Raw genomic sequence first — 19,132 nt, forward strand, 5'->3', positions numbered from 1 at the left:
GGCGGTTACGATGAGCCAGAAACCCTCTCTTATCAAATCGACCTAAACTGTCCCATTGGCGCTGACGTCAGACAACGCAAGCGGAGAGCATCATATCCGCGCGTTCTCCGTTAGTGCAGACGGCAAGCTCTCTGGCGGGGATGTCTTTGCTAAATGCGAAGAAGGCGTCTTTGACGGATTTCGGCTCGATACCCAAGGCCGTGTCTGGACGAGTGCAAAGGACGGCGTTCATTGTTACCACCCGGATGGCACGCTGCTGGGCAAGATTTTCGTCCCAGAAGAAGTCTCGAATGTTTGCTTTGGCGGGCCGAAACGTAATCGCCTGTTCATTACCGCCTCCACAAGCGTATATGCAGTCCTCCTACCAACAACTGGCGCTTTTCTCTTCTGATGGCAGAGGCTACTATGCTGAAGGCCTTAACGGGCCGCGCGTTTCGTCTTGTCCAAGGCGCACAATAGAGAGTTACCAATACCTTCGGCTCTCAGGTAATCGACGCGCGGGCGTTCATGGCTGATGACATCGACTTAACTGCGTTCTGGGCCAGCAAGGCAATACGGTATCCGTCCCATGCAAACCGGCGGGCAACCGATGCTCCGGTTCCGTCACCGATACCTGTAATCAGACAGACTTTATCGTTCATGCGGCTCTCCTTTGGGAAGGATCAGCTTGTATCAAGCTGCTCTAAATCAAGGATTTCATATCCGCAGCGAAGGTCGGAAACGCATAAAGCGAGGACTTGAGATCGCTGGCAGAGATGCCGTGACGCATGGCCATCGAAAAGAGATGAATCAGTTCGTCACCGTGATGGCCCAGAATATGAGCACCCAAGACTTGATCGGTACTCTTGTCGACTAAAACCTTGGACCAGGCTGCCGTTTCCGCATAGGTCTTGGTGGAAAACCAACCGGACATATCAGAAACTGTAACTGAGACATCGAGACCCTTTTCCCGCGCTTCGGCTTCAGTCAGGCCCACGGTGCTGAGCGCTGGAACGGTGTAGACGGCGCAGGGGATCACGCTGTAATCCGGCCTTTTAGTTGGTCCATGCACGATGTTGTGGCCGACAATCTGACCCTCATACGTTGCGATGGGGGAAAGTTGAGCGGAGCTGGTGACAGCATCGCCCGCAACCCAGACTGAAGAGTTGGAGGTGGACCGCATCGTATCGTCGATCAGAATGCGAAGTCCGTCATGCCCGACACCGGCGGCATCGAGGTTAAGCCCGTCGATATTGGCGACGCGGCCTGCGCCGTTGACGACCCGCTCGGCTAAAAGACTTTGGTTTCTGCCGTCATGTTCGAATTCAACACGCAACCCGTCGGCAGTCTTCTCGATTGCCGTCACCGATACTCCGGTTTTGACCGCTACACCCAGGCGTTCGGTTTCCACTTGCAGAGCCGATACGGCGTCACTGTCCATATGTGGCAGCAACTGTGGCAACGCTTCAAGGATTGTCACCTGCACTCCGGCTCGCGCGTAGACATGACAGAACTCCATGGCAATGACGCCGCCGCCAATGAAGACAACTTCTTTCGGCAATGTCGCATCGGAAAGAACTTCGTCGGACGTGATCATGTGCTCGGTGCCGGGGATAGGCAGAGGCCTTGGCTTCGATCCTGTTGCGATAACGATGTCCTTGCCATGTATAATCTGACCGTCGACCTCAACCTCGTTCGGCCTGATAAAACGCGCAGTGCCTCGAAAGACATCCCCGCGTTTTTCGGCCAGCCCCTGCATGGCTTCAGGGATGAAACCAATCAGACTCTTCTCTCGCTCGATCAGTTTCGCCCAATTGAGCTTTGGCTTGCTGACTTCGATCCCGTGGATGGGCGCTTGTTCGATCTCGTGCATTACGTGGGCAGCTGCCACAAGAACTTTTTTAGGCGTGCAGCCGCGATTGGGGCAGGTCCCGCCAAAATCGCACGCTTCGATAAAGGCAATGGATTTTCCGGCTTCATGTGCCACAGAGGAAACACCGAACCCTGCATTGCCCCCACCAATAATGATCACATCATATGACTCGCGCATATTGTTACTCCTCTCGTTCTAATTTCCGATTGCGGATCTTCGTCTATAGAGATCACATGGCGGAACCGAAACTTTCGGTATGGATCTGCTCGGCGGGAACGCCTTGGCTTTTCAGGTCAGCCTGCACGTCGCCCATGAAACTGACTGGTCCGCACAAAAAGTAATGCGCGTCAGGTTTTTCGATCAGTCAAGCAAGCAACGCTCCGGTGACGCGTCCCCGGGAATTGTAGTCGCGGCCATAGACATCTCCAGTTGCCGGTCTGCAAACGGTTAGGCAAGCTCACGCGCAATATGACGTGCCTGGGCCTGAGCTGAGGCGACCGAAGCTTTGTGACGCTCATCGGCGAATTCCTGATACTCGGCCGCAGCTTCGAACATGCGTTCTGCGCCTAGGTACTTGCGCAAGGTGCCGATATGCGCAGAAAGGTGGCCCGAGTCATTGCGAATCCCACCGTTCTCAAAGCCGAATTCGCCAGCCGATGTCAGCAGCACCAGTGTTTTTCCGGACATGATCGGTTCCAGAGGGAAGTCGCCGCGCGCCAAATCAAACGTAAATGTCTTGTTGATCCGGATGATCTGATCAAACCAAGCCTTCAGGGCTGCGGGCATGCCATAGTTGTACATGGGCGTCGAAATCAGAAGGATGTCGGAGCGGTCGAGCTCGTCAATCAGCGTATCAGACAAGCTGACCAAAGCGCTCTGTTCAGGAGTGCGTTCTTCATCCGGTGTAAAGACGGACGCGATCCAATCGTTGGAAATGAAGTCCGGCGGGGTCATTCCGACGTCACGCACAATAATTTCGACGTCCGGATCAACCGTTTTCCATTCTTCCACGAAACTGTCCGCCAAAGCGCGGGAAATGGAGTTATAGGCCGCAATAGGGTTGTCGGTGCGGCGCACGCTTGCGTCAATTCTCAGGATTGTGGTCATCTTGTCACCTAGTCAGTTTGCAATGAACGATTCAAAGGTGAAGCCAGAGACGCACAGGTACAAATGAAGAGAATTCTGAATAGAGTGAGCTGACCTCAGCCATCTCTAATCGCTGAAAAAATCTTCTCCAGATGAGACGACGTCGCAAGTACATCCGCGTCCCTGTTTGCGCCGCCGCTCAAGGATAGGCTGACCCCCGGTCTCCGTTCTCCAAATGGAATGGAAATTGTTGGGGCATTGAGGAAAGCGGCTTTCATTGATACCGACAGGATACGGGCGTTTTCCCGTGCAAAGACCCCTTTATCGCGGGTCACGGCTTGAACAGACGGCGGGTACGACGGCAATGTCGGGTAAAGCAGCATCTTCCCTGCCAGTTCCCTGCCAAAGTCTGAGATGAGTGCCCGCCGGATTTCCAGCAATGCCTGCAGATCTGTGCCAAGGATTGAAGCCGCCTGTGCAAGGCGATCCTGCACATTTGGGTCCAGTCTGGCCTGCTGGTCTCCGACCAAGCTTGGCAGAATACGAAAGGCTTCGGCACTCACCAGCGTTCCATAGGTTTGGAAGATCTCCGTGACACGAGTGAAACTACGGATATCAACCCTTTCCAATTCGATGCCATGATCGGACAAATGCTGCTGGGCCTGTTCGTACATAGCCCTGATTTCCGGGGTAAATCCCACCAGGGCGTCTTCCCTCAGGCACAGAATATGACGGCAGGCGTCCCCGGTTTCTTTGCAATCCGACAAAACGCGATCTACAGCGCAAATCTGACTGACGTTAAAAGCGAGTGAGCCTGGCGTATCCAGAGAAGGCGCCAGTGGTAAAATCCCGGCGCTTTCATAACGGCCCATAGTTGGGCGAAACCCCACCAGGCCCTGACAGGCGGCCGGAATGCGCACGGAGCCGGAGGTATCTGTGCCCAATGCGATGTCGGCCAAGCCCAAGGCAACGGCTGACGCCGATCCGCTCGAGGACCCTCCGGGCACCAGTGTGCTATCCAACGCATTCAGAGGGGTGCCGAAATGCGGATTAACTCCGAGCCCGGAGAAAGCGAACTCCGACATGTTCACATGACCCAGAATGATCGCGCCCGCAGAACGTAGCTTGGCCACGATCGGGGCGTCATTGTCTGCTGGTTGAGGATCGATGGCCAAAGATCCCGCATAGCTTCGGAACGCTTGCACGTCGATATTGGCCTTCACCGCAAGAAACTGGCCGTCCAACGGGCCAAGCAGGCTCCCTGCGGCCTGCCGCGCGGAGGCGGATCGGGCATCATCCAACAGTCTATCGGGCGCAACGCTAAGGAATATCTCGCGCTGCGCGTCGAGCGAAGCCACGATGTCGCGCGCCCGTTGAAGGATATTCATGTCGTCAGGACCGGAGCCTTATAATAAGGCAGTTCTTCAACCCGTACGCTTTGCCGGTCTGCCTCATATTGCGTGCGCACGTGCTGCGCGATCTCTCCGAGAGTGGCGAACCAGACGTCACCCCTGTTCAAGATGGTTTCCATCCAGTCTTCCACGTGCCGCCACCGCGCCAAACGCCCGGTCAGGAAGGGATGCCAAATACCGATCCAGAAGCCACCTTCTTCGTATTGGGCTTCGAATTCCTCCCAAAATGGGGTCAGCCCGGCGCGTGGCCCGGCGACGGGCATCATGTAGCCAATCTCCTCAAAATGGGCGAATTGCGGCCAGTCGTCGGTCCCCCAATGCGGTGGAAGTTCGACCAAAGTCCGCCCGCCGGATCGCATGAGATATGGCACATCATCCGCCATCAGCGAACTGTCATAGTCGAATTTATGCTTGTTCAGCAGGTCGATGACGGCTTGCGTCACATTGTAAACCGGTGCGCGATAGCCTTTTGGCACATTGCCCAGAACCCGCTTATGCGACTCCAGCGCGTGTTCAAACCAATAGACTTGTTCAGACGCGCTGTGGTTTGTCGGGTCTTCGTGCAAATAGCCATGATGGCCGATTTCATGACCATCTTTCAGTATGGCTTGCATAGCATCTGGATATTGCTCCACGACCCATCCGGGTGCGAAGAAGGACTGTTTCAGCCCGAGGCGTTTGTAGGTTTCTAGAATCCGAGGGATGGCAACCGTCGGCCCGTAGCGCCCCATCGAGATCGGATACAGGCGATCATGCCCGTCGACCGGCTTTGCGATATGGATCAGGCTGTCCGCATCGATATCAAAGGTGATCGCACAGGCGCATCGCGCGCCGTTTGGCCAGATTATCTTTTTCTGCATGGTCTTGCTCCTCTGTCACAATTGCGGGGCATTGTTCGTCAGCCAATCGTCATACCAGCGCTGTAATGCGGATTTGACGACGGCATATTCACTGGCGCTCAGCCTTTGATCCGCGGCGCGCTGCATGCTGTCGGTGATGTTTTGAAGAATTTTCTTTTCGTCGCACTTTTGGGCCTCGCCGTGCGAAACGGCCAGTTGTCCGCCGGTGAAGACGCTCTGGATGTCCGTGGATTTTGCCGAGCTGACCAACAGCTCAACCGGATCAATGCCGGGGTTTAACCAGGGACCTTCAAGACGGTCCAGGCGCAGGATCACAAAGTCGGCGCGTTTTCTAACGGACAGGCTTCCGATGCTGTGATCAATACCCATCAAACGCGCGCCACCCAAAGTGGCCATGTCGAAAACATCCTTCGCCGTCAGGCTAGGGTTCGCCCGATCACTCGACCAATAAAGGCTTTGCGCCAGACGCATTTCGGCGAACATATCGTCATCGCCTGCCAGGCTGGTCCCATCCATCCCCAGTGCGAGGTTGATGCCCATCCGCTTCATCAATGGCGCGGGTGCAATGCCGGACCGCAGCCGCAAATTGGAGCTAGGATTGCACACAATATGCGCGCGCGCCTCGGCCACTCGCGCCAGATCTTTTTCGTCCGCCCAGACCATATGCGCCAAAGACAAGCCGTCAGTGAGCAGGCCAGCTTTGCCCAATTCTGCGATGGCACCCTGAAAACTCCAGGCTGTAGCCGACAGGTGCTGCAGCCGAGACTCTTCTGCATGGGTGTGAATGCGCTGGCTGCTTTCGCGAACCTTCCTGGCAATGTCGCGAAGGATCTCTCGGCCCGTCCAATGCGGTGCAGTGGGGCCAAACCACACATCAGCGCATTCAGATGCCGCGTATTCGCCATTCATCCGGGACAGAAGCCGTACAAAGCTTTGCGGTGCAATACGTGTACGCGCAACGTGTTGGCGTTGCAGTTTGCATCGCAGAACCTCGGGCAAGGTGGTCAGAAACGACTGGCTTTGCCCATATGGATGCACAAGCTGGTTGTGCCATCTCTCGCCCGGCGCGATGGCACAGGACAGGCCAAGCCCATTATATACGGCGATTTTGTCCCTTATCTTCGCTTCGGCAATGGCCGCTGTCTGACCCGCAGTGCCAGCATCCACAACAGCCGTTACCCCATTCTTCAGCAAGCGCATTGCCGCATATTCAGTGGCGAGGCGCGGCGCAATGTCGGCTGCGCCAGCGGAGGCGAAAATCCAAGGCTCTAACAGGTCATCCCGTATCCCTTGGTTGATCAGGTTCACCCCATAACAATGGTGATGAGCATTCACAAACCCGGGCAGGATCGCCGTGTTTGTGTCCGAGTGCACCCTTGCGCTGGGATAACGTGACTTCAATACGGCCAGAGGTGCTAAGCCACCTATTCTACCGTCTAGAACATAAAGAGCGAAGTCGTTGTGACTGTGAAAAGCATCTTCGATGATCCAGCGTGCAGAAAAAATGTCGCCGCCATCATCCGTCATGAACAACAAATTCCAGCGCGCTCGGCTTGCCTTCGTCTCCGTTGACTGGAGTAATATCTTGCGGGCAGGCCGACATCACGGCGTAGACTGGCATCTCAGCTTTGAAGGTTATGCTATCCCCCGGCTTTGACACTGGCGCAGCCCAGGCAAGGCTGCCATCAGGGTGAACTGGTACGTTCATCCACAGATTGAAGGGCGCTGGCACATGTGGTGCTTTTTTCCCGATAGCAAGCAAGGCCTGCCTCAAGTTGTCGGCGCAATTGTCGTGGTAATCAGTGACGCCCAATTGCTTGTACCGGTTGGCATCGCAAGCGGCGATCGTTGTGTCATGAACACCCGGCGATGTGTCTTGGGTCAACGTCAGAAGAGGATTGCGCAGATTGCTGACCAACCTGTCACCGATCTTTGGGAAAACAGACAGAAGATCCGTATGCACATGCGGTATAGACAAATATTCATGCAGCTCCGCCGCATTGAACGCCCAGAAATCGCAGACTTGCCAGCCGGTCGGATTGGTGATGGTCAAAGTCTGCCCGGCTATCAAACGTACTGCGACACCGCAACGTGCTGGCACTGTATACCGTACTGCCAGGACCGGGGCGCCGTCGGCAGAGACCGTGCTGTCCAGTGTTTGATTGAAACCATCGGGTTGGGAAGGGTCAAAACTTTGCATGTGCAAGAACTCCTGGTTAGGGGTTCAGAAACGCATGCTTCTCGGCAGTTTAGAAATGACAAAAATTCAAGCGACGGATTAGATCGTTGCGGACGCGCTAATCTTCAAAAAACCTTTGACCGACGGCGCTGTCACGAAACTCATCTGCTTGGTCCAATAGCCATTCCCGGAACACACGAACGCGTGCACGATTGGCGTAAGTTTCCGGGCAGACGAGAAAATAGCTCTTGTTCTTCAATGCCGTGTCAAAGGGGGCGACCAGCATATTACGTTCCAGAAAACGCGCGGCGGCCAAAAGGCTGACCAGGGCCACACCATGACCATCGCTTGCCGTCAGCAGGCAGATGTGTTCCTCGGAATAAGTGACATAGGGCTCGACATCACCAGTCTGCAAGCCAGCCGCGTCCATCCAGCGCTCCCAACTCGGATCCGCATCGGAAAACCCGCTCCATTGGTATTCGATCAGACGAGACTTAAGAAGCTCTTCGGGGGAACTCAGTGACTTCGCCTTTTCCACGCTGCAGACAGGGGCTACCCAGTCATTCAAGACCCAAGCCACATTGCTGTCAGGATAATCGCCAAAGCCATACCGAATGGCCACATCCACATCGCTGGATTTGAAATCCACCAGTTGATCGCTTGACAGAACCCTTACCGAAATCTCCGGGTATTTCTCGTAAAAGCCTCGCAGCCGCGGGCTAAGCCAGTTGGCGGCAAAGGACCCGGTGGTTGAGATTGTCAATGTGCCCGCAAGGTCGTCTTCCTCCAGCGCGAGAGAGGCGGCTTCGATGTTCTTGAAGGCCTCAATAATGTGGGGCGCATAATTGGCCCCATCCTCCGTCAATTTCAAGGCGCGGGTCAGCCGGTGGAACAGGGGTACTCCAAGTTGATCCTCCAGCGATTTGATCTGATGGGAAATGGCAGTCGGAGTGACGCATAATTCATCGGCGGCATCCTTGAAACTCAGATGCCGGCAGGCTGCTTCGAAGGCCTGAATGCTTTTCAACGACGGTATCTTCGCCATGACGCGCGGCTTTGCTCTCCTGATGCGATGCTATTTCGTCGCTCCACTCTAACCCGATTGCCAGTTCTCATGTGGACGAATTTCTCAGCTGTGAGGTGAAAACATCTAATTTGAGAAGATAGGACATTCTCTCTTGAATTTGCGTGAAAGTTGGGAGGTTGTCTTGGATCCATTTTTGAAAGTTACCGGCATAGACAAGTCGTTTGGCGCCGTTCGTGCATTGCACGATGTCAATCTGCTGGCCTCGAAGGGCGAGTGCATTGCGATTCTGGGCGAGAACGGAGCGGGGAAAACCACGTTCGCAAGCGTTTTGATCGGCCTGTATCAGCCCGATAACGGCGCAATCAAACTGGGCGGAACACCTGTTTCGGTGACCAGCCCAGCAAAAGCTATTGAGCATGGGATCGGCATGATCCACCAGCATTTCAGCCTGGTCGGCGCGATGAACGCCGAAGAGAACATTCTGATCGGCTTGCCCAGCACAAAGAGGGGTGCCGAAGCGCGGGCGCGCATTCGGCAGCTTTGCAGCGACTTTGACTTTAACGTCGATTTCGACATCCGCGTCACGGAAATGCCTGTGGGCATGAAGCAAAGGGTGGAGATCCTTAAGGCGCTGTTTCGCGATGTGTCGATACTGATCCTGGATGAACCCACCAGCGTTCTTACCCCGACCGAAGTCGCGCCGTTTCTCAAAGGGGTGCGCAAGCTAGTTGCCAACGGCTGCCTCGTCTTTTTCATCAGCCACAAGCTCGATGAAATCCGCGAAATTGCCGATCGCGTCATGATAATGCGCCATGGGTGTGTCGAGGGAGTCCTTCCGGTTGCGACCACGCCTATGGCCCAGATGTCAGCGCTTATGATGGGAGACAAGCCGACCGGCGAAACGGTCGAGACGCCCAAGGCCAAAAAGGCGCGCAACGACACCAGCTCAGCACCGGACGCTCTGGTTGTCTCTGATGTCTGCCTGATCGATCCAGGCGGCGCGGAAATCCTGCAGGATCTGACCCTCTCCGTGAAGGCTGGCGAAATTCTTGGAATCGCTGGGATCGACGGCAATGGCCAGACGGAGTTGAGCGAGGTGATCACCGGCCTCAAAAGGCAAACCAGCGGCGCCATCCACCTTTATGGCACGGAGATATCAAGCGCCTCCATCGCTTCGCGCATTGCAGATGGCATAGGCTTCGTTCCCGAGGACCGCCATGCCGAAGGCTTGGTCCTGTCGCTCAGTGTCGAAGAAAATATAGCCTTTCGATCCATTGGCGAAGACAGGTTCATGTCTGGCGGTCTGATTTCCCGGCGCGCGATGCACGAGATCGCAAGCGACGTGGTCGCGGCCTTTGACATTAGGCCCCCTGACCCGAAATTGAACGCCTCGGCTCTATCCGGTGGCAATCAACAAAAGATCGTTCTAGCCCGTGAAGTGGCCAGGGCGCGCAATCTTTTGGTCGTCGTACAGCCGACTAAAGGGCTTGATGTCGGCGCAACGGAATTTGTTCAGAACAAGATCCGTGCCGTCGCCCAAAGCGGTGTGGGGGTTCTCTATATCTCCACTGAACTTGAACATGTGCTCGACATCTCTGACCGCGTCGCCGTGATGGCCTTTGGCCGGATCACGGGTGTTGTCGATCCAGAAAACACAACTCTTCAAGACATCGGGCTCTTGATGACCGCAGCGCCGGAGGAGGTACTATGATCAGATTTACCATACAACGCCGGATTGCGATTGCTTTACTTATAGCGCTGAGCGTTGGCGGCGTGCTGATCCTGCTCGACGGGCACAACCCGTTTGAGGCCTATAAGGTTCTGTTTCTGGAATCCTTCCTGAATTACTGGGGGTTCTCCAATACTTTGGTCAAAGCCTCGCCGATGCTTCTAGCGGGGCTGGCCGTGATCATTCCGATGCGTGCCGGTGTGTTCAACATCGGTGGCGAGGGGCAGATCTATATTGGTGGGTTGTTCGGCGCCGTCTTTGCTTTGGCGATCCCCGATCTGCCCGGTCTATTGGGCGTGCCGCTGATATTTATCGCCGCCGCCGCCGGCGGGGCGTTCTGGGCGGCAATTCCTGCGTATCTCAAAGCCTATCGGGGCACGAATGAGGTCATCGTCACGCTGTTGATGAACTTCATTGCGATCCACATCGTCAGCTATGCCGTGGCTGGGCCGCTATTGGCTGAAGGCGCGCCATATCCTTATTCGGAGGAAGTCTCCGAAGCCTATCGCCTGCCTATTCTGATGCCGCAATCTGATACCCATGCGGGCTATGTATTCGGGCTGGGCATGACGATCATCTTGTATTTCTGGCTGCGCTTCACGCCATCGGGTTTCCAACTGGACCTTGTGGGGCGCAATGCGCGCGCTGCGGCCTATGCCGGTGTGGACCAGAAAAAGACCATCATTCGCGCCATGTTGATTGGCGGCAGCCTTGCCGGTTTGGCCGGCGCAATCGAGGTGATCGGGTTGAAGTACCGCCTGTTCCACCTGTTTAGCGATGGCTACGGCTATGACGGGATTGTCGTCGCCTTCCTTGCGGCTCTTAATCCAATTGTCGCGCCTTTGACCGCGCTGTTCCTTGCCGGGCTCTCTTCCGGGGCGGGAACGATGCAACGTGCCGTCGGGGTCGACAGTTCTGTCATCGAAGTGGTCGAGGGGCTCGTCGTGGTTTTTGTCGCTGCCGCCCTCGTGACACCGCGAACTAGGTCAAAATCCATTCTGAAACTTCTGGCAAAAAACCTGCGGCTGCGCCGCCAAACACAACACCAAAAGAAAGAGGTATAAGCTATGATTGATCTTGTTTTGCTGGGCGACGTCCTTGCCGGAACCGCCCGATTGGGTACGCCAATTGCTTTTGCTGCCCTTGGCGGGGTGATCGCGGAGCGTGGCGGGCTGTACAACATCGGCCTCGAAGGTCAGATCCTAGCCGGAGCGCTTGGCGCTGCTGCTGGTTCTTTCGCAACGGGCTCCGCCGTGATCGGGCTCGGATGCGGGATAATTTGCGGCTTGATCTCTGGCCTGCTGCTTGGGTATATGTCGATCCGGCTGCGCATCAACCAGCTGGTTGGTGGTATCGCGCTCAACCTGCTGCTGGCCGGACTCACAGCATTTCTGTCCCGTCAGATATTTGGTGCTCAGGCCGGAGGGGCGCGAGTAAACGGATTCTCGCAGATCGATTTTCCCTTCTTGTCAGATCTTCCCGTCGTTGGCCCGTCCCTGTTTTCCCAGGATCCGCTGTTCTACCTTTTGATCGGGTTGGCAATAGCCGCCTGGTTCTGGCTGATGAAATCCCACAAGGGTCTGGACCTTCGCGCCGTTGGCGAAAACCCGAAGGCCGCGGACTTGGCCGGGGTTCCTGTCTTTCGCATGCAATATCTCGCAATAGTAGTCAGCGGTGCCCTCGCGGCACTGGCAGGGGTGCACCTGGTCTTATCGCAAGTCTATGTGTTTGCAGAAGGCATGAGCGCGGGCAAAGGCTTCATTGCGCTTGCGGCAATCATCTTAGGACGTTGGTCGCCCATCGGTGCGATCTGCGCGGCGCTTTTCTTCGGCTTCTGTGATGCGGTGCAATTCAAACAGCAATTCACCTCGCCAGAGATTCCCTATCAGCTCTTCTTGATCTTGCCTTACCTCGCATCGCTCATCGCACTCGTGGTCCTCGGCGCCAAGGCCAGCGCACCTGCAAGCGTCGGATTGCCCTACGACCGAGAGCATCGATAAATCTCAGCCGTGACGTGAGAAACCATCGTTTTTCACGTCACGATCCTCCCGTCACCCTGACAACACATATCCAATATGGGAGAACAACAATGCAATTGAAGTCCAAACTATTGGCGGGGCTTGCGGCACTGATGTTGGCCGGGCCTACGGCCGCTGACGGGATCGAACGCGCCGCGATCGTTATGCCCGGATCGATTTCTGATAACGGCTGGAACCAAGCCGGCTTCGAAGGTCTCACCAAGGCAGGTGAAGTGCTTGGCTTTGAAGCCGCTTTTTCCGAAAGCGTGCATCAGCCGGAACAAATCGAAGTCCTGAGCGACTACGCACGCCGGGGGTATGACCTTGTGATCGGTCACGGCGGAGAATTCCAGGACGCAGTGGAACGTGTCGCAGCACGCTTCCCGGAAACCATGTTCATGGTGAACAACGGACTGGGCACAAAAGACAACATTGCCAACGCAGATTTCTATTTCAGCCAAATCGCTTATCTGATGGGCTACGTCGCGGGCTCCATGTCAGACACAGGCACCATCGGCATCATCGCGGCGCAACAGTTCAAATTCACGACCGACACGGTTGCTGGCTATCAAGCGGGGGCCAAAGCGGCCAATCCGGACGTCAGAGTGCTGGTTACCTGGACCGGCGACTGGGATGACATCGCCAAGGGCAAAGAAGCTGCTTTGAACCAAATTTCCCAAGGCGCCGATGTCGTCTGGCCGACAATGGACAGCGCGACGCTGGGCTCCATGCAGGCCGTTCAGGAAAAAGGCGTCTATGGCATCGGCATCTATCGTGATGCGATCAACGAATGGCCAGGAATCCTGCAGTCCGCTATTCTGGATATCCGAGGCAACATGCGGTCCTACCTGGAACTGGCAGCTGCTGGCAAACTGGAAGGTGCGCTCTACCGGGCGGATATGGGCAATGAACTGGCCATGCGGATCGGGTCGTTCCACCCAGATATCCCGGTGGACGTTGTGGATGAAGTCAACAAACTGATCGACGCCATGAAGTCCGGCACTTTGGTTGTAAATCCACAATAATGCATACCTAATAATCGCTCCTCCTTTTACTCTCGCCCCCAAGTCTGGGGGCTTTTTTAGCCAGAGAAATCAATGATTGAAGCCTTTCGCTTGTGCCGCGTGGGACTGTGTTACCCCCGATTTCGCCGGAGTCGCTAGGCTTTCTATTGCTGGTTTTCAATTCGACAGTACCCGATAATGAACAAATCCAGGACTACCTAAGATCCAACCATGGAAACGCTCAATCAACACCATCCTTGCAAAATTTGTGACCAGACATCCAAGCTCATTGCAGCATCGGTCAAACTGGGCTCCTTTGGAATCTTCTCCGCACGCTGCACTAGGGTCCGGTTTTGATTTCTTGGCAAAAGACAACAGCAGAAAGCCCCTGCACATCGCAGTTCGGGTGTTATATCCACCGGTCTCTCGTTGAACGCCCGATCTGCTGCCACATGCCTTCTATATTGGCATTTCAGGCCGTGACATTTTCCTTAACGATGTACCGCAGCAAGTTATTGCCCTCGGCAATGAGGTCGTGGCAATCTTCGGTCTTTTTCACCACGGCTGCCCACGCCATTTGATCTTGTATGAAATCGTCAGTTATCGCTATGCGCTGTCCGCGGCCCATTTCCTTGGTTTTGCTTTTTGACACTAAAAGCCTGTCAATATGCCCGAGTAGGTTGGGAAACAGGTCCTGATCTCTAATAAGATCATGCAGGTTCATCGGCGGTGGCGTATCGGGTATCTGCCGGATCCAGGAGATCGCCAAGGCGGGTCTCAGTATGTAGAAATACGCCTTAAAACTCACCTCCTGGCTCTCACCAACATGCTTGTCCCACTGTTTCTGTGCCAGGTTGCGATAGTGGTGCAGACAGGATTCGCCGAAGGTCGTCTTGGATGCGAAGGCAATCAGCCGTTCACATATCACATCATTTCACCTGTACCTGATAGGACTGGACAACCATTCCAACATCACAGGGTTAGGTTTGATCAACAAACCAAGTGCCTTACGAATATCCCACCCGTTAATGTCCCAATCGCCCTCGATATGTTGCACGTGTAGCGAAGGTACGCTTTGTGGCCACTATTACTATTTGAAGTTTGACAGAAGGGTTCGATCGCAAATAGCGGTAAGCCCTCTTTCCCATCACCTTCCTTTCGTGGGCCAGCGGGATATGGACCAGCGAAACGCCCTTGGCCGTCAGGGTGAGGGCGCGGCCCTCCCCCTCGGGCAACGCTATTGGACAGGACCGTGTCCTCGGCTGTGCCTGCGGGCCGCACCACCCCTATCGAATAGCATTGCCTCGCCCCCTCCCGCGTTCGCCACGTGGCAGATCGGCAGAAACAGGCAGCTTCGCTGTCTGGTCTGCAAATCAGCCCTGATTTTCCATAAGGGAAGCCAGATCAAACGAAACTGTCTGCAGGAGCCTTAAAATGGGAAATTTGGGTCAGTTTAAGACGCGAGGGCCAAAATCAATTGATGTCCAACATCGGGTGTGCCTTCCGGTGTCGAACGTTCACCCCGCTTCTGGTCCAACTGTGACGGTTGGGTCAGCTTTGTGTGACGTTCAACAGGAAATGTGGAACGTCACAGACCTTTAACTCAGTCGACGACCATAACCTCAAGAATCGAACAAATCGCGTCAGTCAATTCCGACCTATCCGTCAAGCATTTCTAACCCAAAACGAAGAACTAACTGTCATTGAAGGTGCAGGAAAACTCCCAAAGGCGCTGTATGACACGTTGGAACCAGTCCCCGTTATCCGCCTCAAGCAAGCGCGCGTTGCACGGCCCGCAAAGACTTTAATAAAGACCGGCGACCTTTGCCCTCAGTTTGATCAGTGATGCGACGGTATCGATTGTGGGCGTTGAGATACCCGTAAGTTGCCCCAGTTCTTGCACTGAAGTGACCAAGGCATCAATTTCCATCGGTCGGCGTAACTCCAAATCCTGCCACATAGAGGTTTTGTGCGTACCGACAGCCGCTCCGCCGTCGAGGCGTTTTTCAACACCTATCGGGAACTTTACACCAAGTTTTTCACCGACTTCCTGAGCCTCGAGCATCATTCCGCGTGCTACCGAGCGCGTGCCTTCGTCGGCACACAGGACATCAAGTGTTGAGTGGGTAAGAGCGGAAATCGGGTTGAACGACAAGTTACCCCACAGTTTCAACCAAATTTCATCCCGGATTCTTGGTCTGACGGGCGCACGCAGTCCGGCGGCGGATAGCGCAGCCGAAAGCTTGGCAGCACGGTCTGATTTAGCACCATCGGGCTCGCCCAACGAAAAACGATTGCCTTCGATATGCTTGATTGATCCCGGAGCAATGACCTCGGCGGCAGGATAAACAACACATCCGAGGACGCGATCCGGCCCAAAACCGTCCCACTGCACATTTCCCGGATCGACTGAAGCCAACCTCGTTCCCTCGTAAGGACCGCCTAGTTTGTGGAAGTACCACCAGGGCACCCCGTTCACTCCACTAACTACGGTTGTCTCGTCTGCAATCAACGGCTGCATTGTGTCTACGACTGCTGGGACGGAATGCGCCTTCAGTGTGATGAAGACATAGTCTTGTGGGCCGAGATCGGCAGCATTGTCTGAAGCGCGTATTGGAACGCTGACCGGATCCTGCCCTTCCTCAAGAAGGGTCAGTCCTTTTTCCTGCATTGCCGCCAAGTGGGGGCCACGCGCGACGACACTGACTTCTGTATCAGTCTGTGCAAGTTTCGCGGCAACGTAACCTCCGATAGCTCCGGCACCAAAGATACAAACTTTCATGTGTCTAAGCCTTTGCCAGTCCCAATTTAGCAGCTAGTCCGATCCTTTGTATCTTGCCAGTCGCGCCTTTTGGTATTTCTTCAAGAACAACCACCGAAGTCGGCACCTTAAATTTTGCGAGCCGCGTGCCGACAAAAGCCCTGACCTCCTGACCTTGGATCGTCGCTCCTTCTGAAAGCACCACAGCTGCCGCTATGTCTTCACCCAGTTTTTCGTGTGGAACGGCAAAACAAACTGCCTGAGCAACGTCTGGGTGGCTTAAGAGTACAGCGTCAACCTCAAGTGGACTGATTTTCTCTCCACCGCGATTGATAAGCTCCTTAAGACGACCGGTCAGTCGCAGATAATTCTCTTCGTCGAATGAACCCTGGTCGCCAGTGCGAAACCAAGTTTTTCCGTCCACTTCAAAAAAATTGTCGGCATTTGCCTGCGGGTTGCTTTCGTATCCCGGCGTCACGTTCGGACCGCTGATAACGATTTCTCCGACGTCCCGCGAAGAAATCAGAACATTTTCGTTCTCGTCTGCAATTCTGACTTCGGGGCCTGCTGCTATTCCAACAGATCCGGGCTTTTGCGTTTGGGGAGTAAGCGGGTTGCAACACATTTGATGTGTCGCCTCAGTCATACCGTAGGCTTCGATGACGGGCGCATCAAAAGTTGCCACCAACTCTTCCATTACCGGGCCCGGCAACGAAGCAGAAGAAGACCGAAGAAAGCGCAACCGCGATTGCTCAATGATCGATTGGTTTCGTGCAGCTCGGGCAAGAATAGCTTGATGCATTGTCGGAACTGCGGTGTACCAGGTCGGATCAACTTCAGCGACCTGTGAGAAAAAACTAAGAGCGTTGAACCCGGGGGCGCAGCTAATTTGAGATCCAGCACCTAAAGACGCGGCAACAGCCGCAATCAACCCGTGGATATGAAACAGCGGCATAATACTCAGACAGCGATCGTCGATTGTCAGTTTCAAAGACGAAGCCACATTTCGAGCGGATGCGTAGATATTAGCCTGCGTCAGAGGGACGATTTTGGGACGCGACGTTGTTCCTGACGTGTGCAGTATCAGGGCGACATCATCTTCACCCGGTGCGGATGTGTCAGCCGTGCCAATTGAGTCACAAGACAATATGGAGAACTGTCCGGCCGAATGTAAGCTATCGTGAGAGGCCCTCAAGATTGCGATGCCAAGGTCCCCAGCAGCCTTTACGGCAGGTCCATCGTCGTTTTCGTTTACAAGTAGGGCCTTGGCCTTCAGGTCTTTGAGGTAGAAAACGTATTCTTCGTAAGTATACGCCGGGTTCAAAGGTGCCGTCGTCGCCACTTGGGCGACGGATATGAAGGCCGTCGCCATTTCGGGGCCATTGGGCAACACAATTGCCACTCGGTCGCCACGACCTACTCCGATCTGATGGAGATCTTTTTTGACTTTCACGCAAAGCTCTCGGAGCCCGAGGTAGTTCAACCAAGATCGACCTGGGGCACCGATAGCATTAGCAGTGCCAGAATGGGGTGCGATCAAATCGGCGACTAAGTGGGGCATCTGGGATCCGTTTACAAAAGCATTGGCCTATTTCGCGAAGAGGGAATGGTCTGGTTGCTAAGTTACCTTGACAGTTAGGCTACCCAATTTGTCGACCGACAGCACCAATACATCGCCGCGGTTTACTGGACCAACTCCAGAGGGCGTGCCAGACAGGATAACATCGCCGGCGGCAAGTTCGAAGTAATCGCTTAAGTAAGAGATCATTTCAGGGACTTTCCAGATCATCTGGTTCAAATCACCTTCCTGCCGAGTTTCTCCGTTTACCGATAGGCGAATTGCGCCTTCGTCGAGTGGCCCAACATCTTCTGCTTTATGCACCGGTCCGCATGGAGCTGATCGCTCAAATGCCTTCCCGATTTCCCAAGGACGACCCATTTTCTTCATTTCGCCCTGCAGATCTCGACGGGTCATATCCAGTGAAAGCCCGTATCCGTAGACATGATCCAGAGCATCTTCCACAGAAATATTCGTTCCGCCGGATTTAAGCGCCACATACATTTCGGCTTCATGATGTACGTCCGAGCTGTGGGCCGGATATGGAAATTCTCCGGATGGATCGAGGTTGTCAGGGTTCTTTTGGAAGAAAAATGGGGGTTCACGATTTGGGTCGTGGCCCATTTCTATGGCGTGCGCCGCGTAGTTTCGACCAATGCAATAAACCCGACGTACCGGGAATATGCCACCGCCTTCTACCGGTATTTCGTGAACCTTCACCGCGGGAATTACAAGATCGTGCATCGCTATCCTCCTGAACACATCGTTGCCAAAGATCGGTTTGCCAATCTGTGGCCTTGTTCCGATCGATGCTGTGCCACGCCCGAAAAGACGTAGCTCTTGTCTCAGTCATCGCCAATGTGACCGTCGATTTGCAAGAGGTTCAGCCGCTGCTTAGCCCAACCATTTCCCAAATTGGTCGGGCGCTAGTTTAGTGGTCGGCCTCAAGACTAGCTGGCAGCACGCGGGAGTAAACGGACCTCAGATGCGCCAACATGGCCTGCGCCGCCTGTTCTCCGTCTCCACTCGATATCGCCGACAGGATTAAGTCATGCTCTCGAAAGCTGGAATAATCATCGGGGGGTTTATAGGTTTTACGAGGTTGTCCCCACACAATGGACCTTCGAACGGAATTCAGAGTCTCGAAGAAGTACAGGAAAAGCTGGTTACGAGTTGCCCGGGCTATCGCATGATGCAAATTATTGTCCCATGCTTCATATGTGCGCCAGTCTTCTGCGGCTCGGCACCTCTCAACGCAGAGCCTCATTTGCTCGCAGTCCGAACGCGTAGAATGAAGCGCGGCAAGGCGGCTAAGCTGCGGCTCTATGGTAAACCGAACACCCACAACTTGTTCAGGCTTAATCTGTGCACCCAAATAGGTCACGTCCGTCAGATTTAGAACCGGTCGGGCACCTACGAACGTGCCCCGACCCACATGCCGCCAGATAAGCCCCTGCGCCTCTAGTTCGGCCAATACGCGCCTCAGCTGATTTCTGGTTGTGCCTAGCCATTGGCACAGTTCCCTTTCAGGTGGAAGTCTATCGTTGTGCCGGTATCCCGCATTGTCGATCAGGTCCCGGACACGTTGCGAAAGTTCTGAAGGCTCACTCACATTGCCACCCAATTTGCTGATTGGTTGATTGATT

At 54.7% G+C, this 19,132-nt stretch carries 17 protein-coding genes and 1 pseudogene; 5 read left to right on the forward strand and 13 right to left on the reverse strand.

From position 1 onward, the window contains the following. Positions 1 to 55 precede the first annotated feature (55 nt). On the forward strand, positions 56 to 391 hold the full coding sequence (locus AC2FLP_RS19765; protein WP_496685798.1) for an SMP-30/gluconolactonase/LRE family protein: 336 nt from the start codon (positions 56 to 58) through the stop codon (positions 389 to 391). A 91-nt stretch (positions 392 to 482) separates the two neighbouring features. On the opposite strand, the gene AC2FLP_RS19770 is transcribed toward AC2FLP_RS19765, so the two are convergent. From AC2FLP_RS19770 to gcvA, 8 genes are all read right to left on the reverse strand, one after another. Then, a complete protein-coding gene (locus AC2FLP_RS19770; RefSeq protein WP_496685801.1) occupies positions 483 to 641 on the reverse strand; it encodes a hypothetical protein in 159 nt (52 codons plus the stop codon). A 41-nt stretch (positions 642 to 682) separates the two neighbouring features. After that, a complete protein-coding gene (locus tag AC2FLP_RS19775; protein WP_496685803.1) occupies positions 683 to 2,029 on the reverse strand; it encodes a dihydrolipoyl dehydrogenase family protein in 1,347 nt (448 codons plus the stop codon). 270 nt (positions 2,030 to 2,299) lie between these two features. After that, positions 2,300 to 2,959, reverse strand: coding sequence for an FMN-dependent NADH-azoreductase (locus tag AC2FLP_RS19780; RefSeq protein WP_496685806.1), 660 nt, complete (start codon positions 2,957 to 2,959; stop codon positions 2,300 to 2,302). 95 nt (positions 2,960 to 3,054) lie between these two features. After that, a complete protein-coding gene (locus AC2FLP_RS19785; protein ID WP_496685808.1) occupies positions 3,055 to 4,326 on the reverse strand; it encodes an amidase family protein in 1,272 nt (423 codons plus the stop codon). Next, the gene (locus AC2FLP_RS19790) at positions 4,323 to 5,210 is read right to left on the reverse strand and encodes a polysaccharide deacetylase family protein (protein ID WP_496685811.1); all 888 of its coding nucleotides are present in this window, start codon (positions 5,208 to 5,210) and stop codon (positions 4,323 to 4,325) included. The genes AC2FLP_RS19785 and AC2FLP_RS19790 overlap by 4 nt, the downstream gene beginning before the upstream one ends. 15 nt (positions 5,211 to 5,225) lie before the next feature. Beyond that, a complete protein-coding gene (locus tag AC2FLP_RS19795; protein ID WP_496685814.1) occupies positions 5,226 to 6,737 on the reverse strand; it encodes an amidohydrolase family protein in 1,512 nt (503 codons plus the stop codon). After that, positions 6,727 to 7,410, reverse strand: coding sequence for a DUF1989 domain-containing protein (locus tag AC2FLP_RS19800; protein WP_496685817.1), 684 nt, complete (start codon positions 7,408 to 7,410; stop codon positions 6,727 to 6,729). Before AC2FLP_RS19800 ends, AC2FLP_RS19795 begins: the two co-directional genes overlap by 11 nt. 97 nt (positions 7,411 to 7,507) lie before the next feature. Beyond that, complete coding sequence (gene gcvA, locus AC2FLP_RS19805; RefSeq protein ID WP_366551229.1) at positions 7,508 to 8,434, reverse strand: transcriptional regulator GcvA; 927 nt, start codon at positions 8,432 to 8,434, stop codon at positions 7,508 to 7,510. 220 nt (positions 8,435 to 8,654) lie between these two features. Here gcvA and AC2FLP_RS19810 point away from each other — a divergent pair, with 220 nt between their 5' ends. The 4 genes from AC2FLP_RS19810 (at position 8,655) to AC2FLP_RS19825 (ending at position 13,188) form a co-directional block, all read left to right on the forward strand. Continuing rightward, positions 8,655 to 10,127 (forward strand): ABC transporter ATP-binding protein, encoded by a 1,473-nt coding sequence (locus AC2FLP_RS19810; protein ID WP_496710070.1) that lies wholly within the window; start codon positions 8,655 to 8,657, stop codon positions 10,125 to 10,127. Then, positions 10,124 to 11,209: an ABC transporter permease gene (locus AC2FLP_RS19815; RefSeq protein WP_496685823.1), complete on the forward strand. Its 1,086-nt coding sequence runs from the start codon at positions 10,124 to 10,126 to the stop codon at positions 11,207 to 11,209. Before AC2FLP_RS19810 ends, AC2FLP_RS19815 begins: the two co-directional genes overlap by 4 nt. Before the next feature lie 3 nt (positions 11,210 to 11,212). Beyond that, positions 11,213 to 12,145 (forward strand): ABC transporter permease, encoded by a 933-nt coding sequence (locus AC2FLP_RS19820; protein ID WP_496685826.1) that lies wholly within the window; start codon positions 11,213 to 11,215, stop codon positions 12,143 to 12,145. Between the two features lie 89 nt (positions 12,146 to 12,234). Continuing rightward, positions 12,235 to 13,188 (forward strand): BMP family protein, encoded by a 954-nt coding sequence (locus tag AC2FLP_RS19825; RefSeq protein WP_496685829.1) that lies wholly within the window; start codon positions 12,235 to 12,237, stop codon positions 13,186 to 13,188. A 451-nt stretch (positions 13,189 to 13,639) separates the two neighbouring features. On the opposite strand, the pseudogene AC2FLP_RS19830 reads toward AC2FLP_RS19825, so the two are convergent. From AC2FLP_RS19830 to AC2FLP_RS19850, 5 genes and pseudogenes are all read right to left on the reverse strand, one after another. Continuing rightward, a pseudogene (locus AC2FLP_RS19830) lies at positions 13,640 to 14,224 on the reverse strand (DNA polymerase beta superfamily protein). Between the two features lie 747 nt (positions 14,225 to 14,971). Further along, the gene (locus AC2FLP_RS19835) at positions 14,972 to 15,949 is read right to left on the reverse strand and encodes a 2-dehydropantoate 2-reductase (protein ID WP_496685831.1); all 978 of its coding nucleotides are present in this window, start codon (positions 15,947 to 15,949) and stop codon (positions 14,972 to 14,974) included. Between the two features lie 4 nt (positions 15,950 to 15,953). Next, on the reverse strand, positions 15,954 to 17,489 hold the full coding sequence (locus AC2FLP_RS19840) for an acyl--CoA ligase (protein WP_496685834.1): 1,536 nt from the start codon (positions 17,487 to 17,489) through the stop codon (positions 15,954 to 15,956). A gap of 57 nt (positions 17,490 to 17,546) precedes the next feature. Beyond that, positions 17,547 to 18,230 (reverse strand): fumarylacetoacetate hydrolase family protein, encoded by a 684-nt coding sequence (locus tag AC2FLP_RS19845; protein WP_496685836.1) that lies wholly within the window; start codon positions 18,228 to 18,230, stop codon positions 17,547 to 17,549. A 187-nt stretch (positions 18,231 to 18,417) separates the two neighbouring features. Beyond that, positions 18,418 to 19,098, reverse strand: coding sequence for a FadR/GntR family transcriptional regulator (locus tag AC2FLP_RS19850; protein ID WP_496685838.1), 681 nt, complete (start codon positions 19,096 to 19,098; stop codon positions 18,418 to 18,420). Between the last annotated feature and the right edge of the window lie 34 nt (positions 19,099 to 19,132).

It is taken from the genome of Ruegeria sp. CDSA141 (assembly GCF_059612005.1).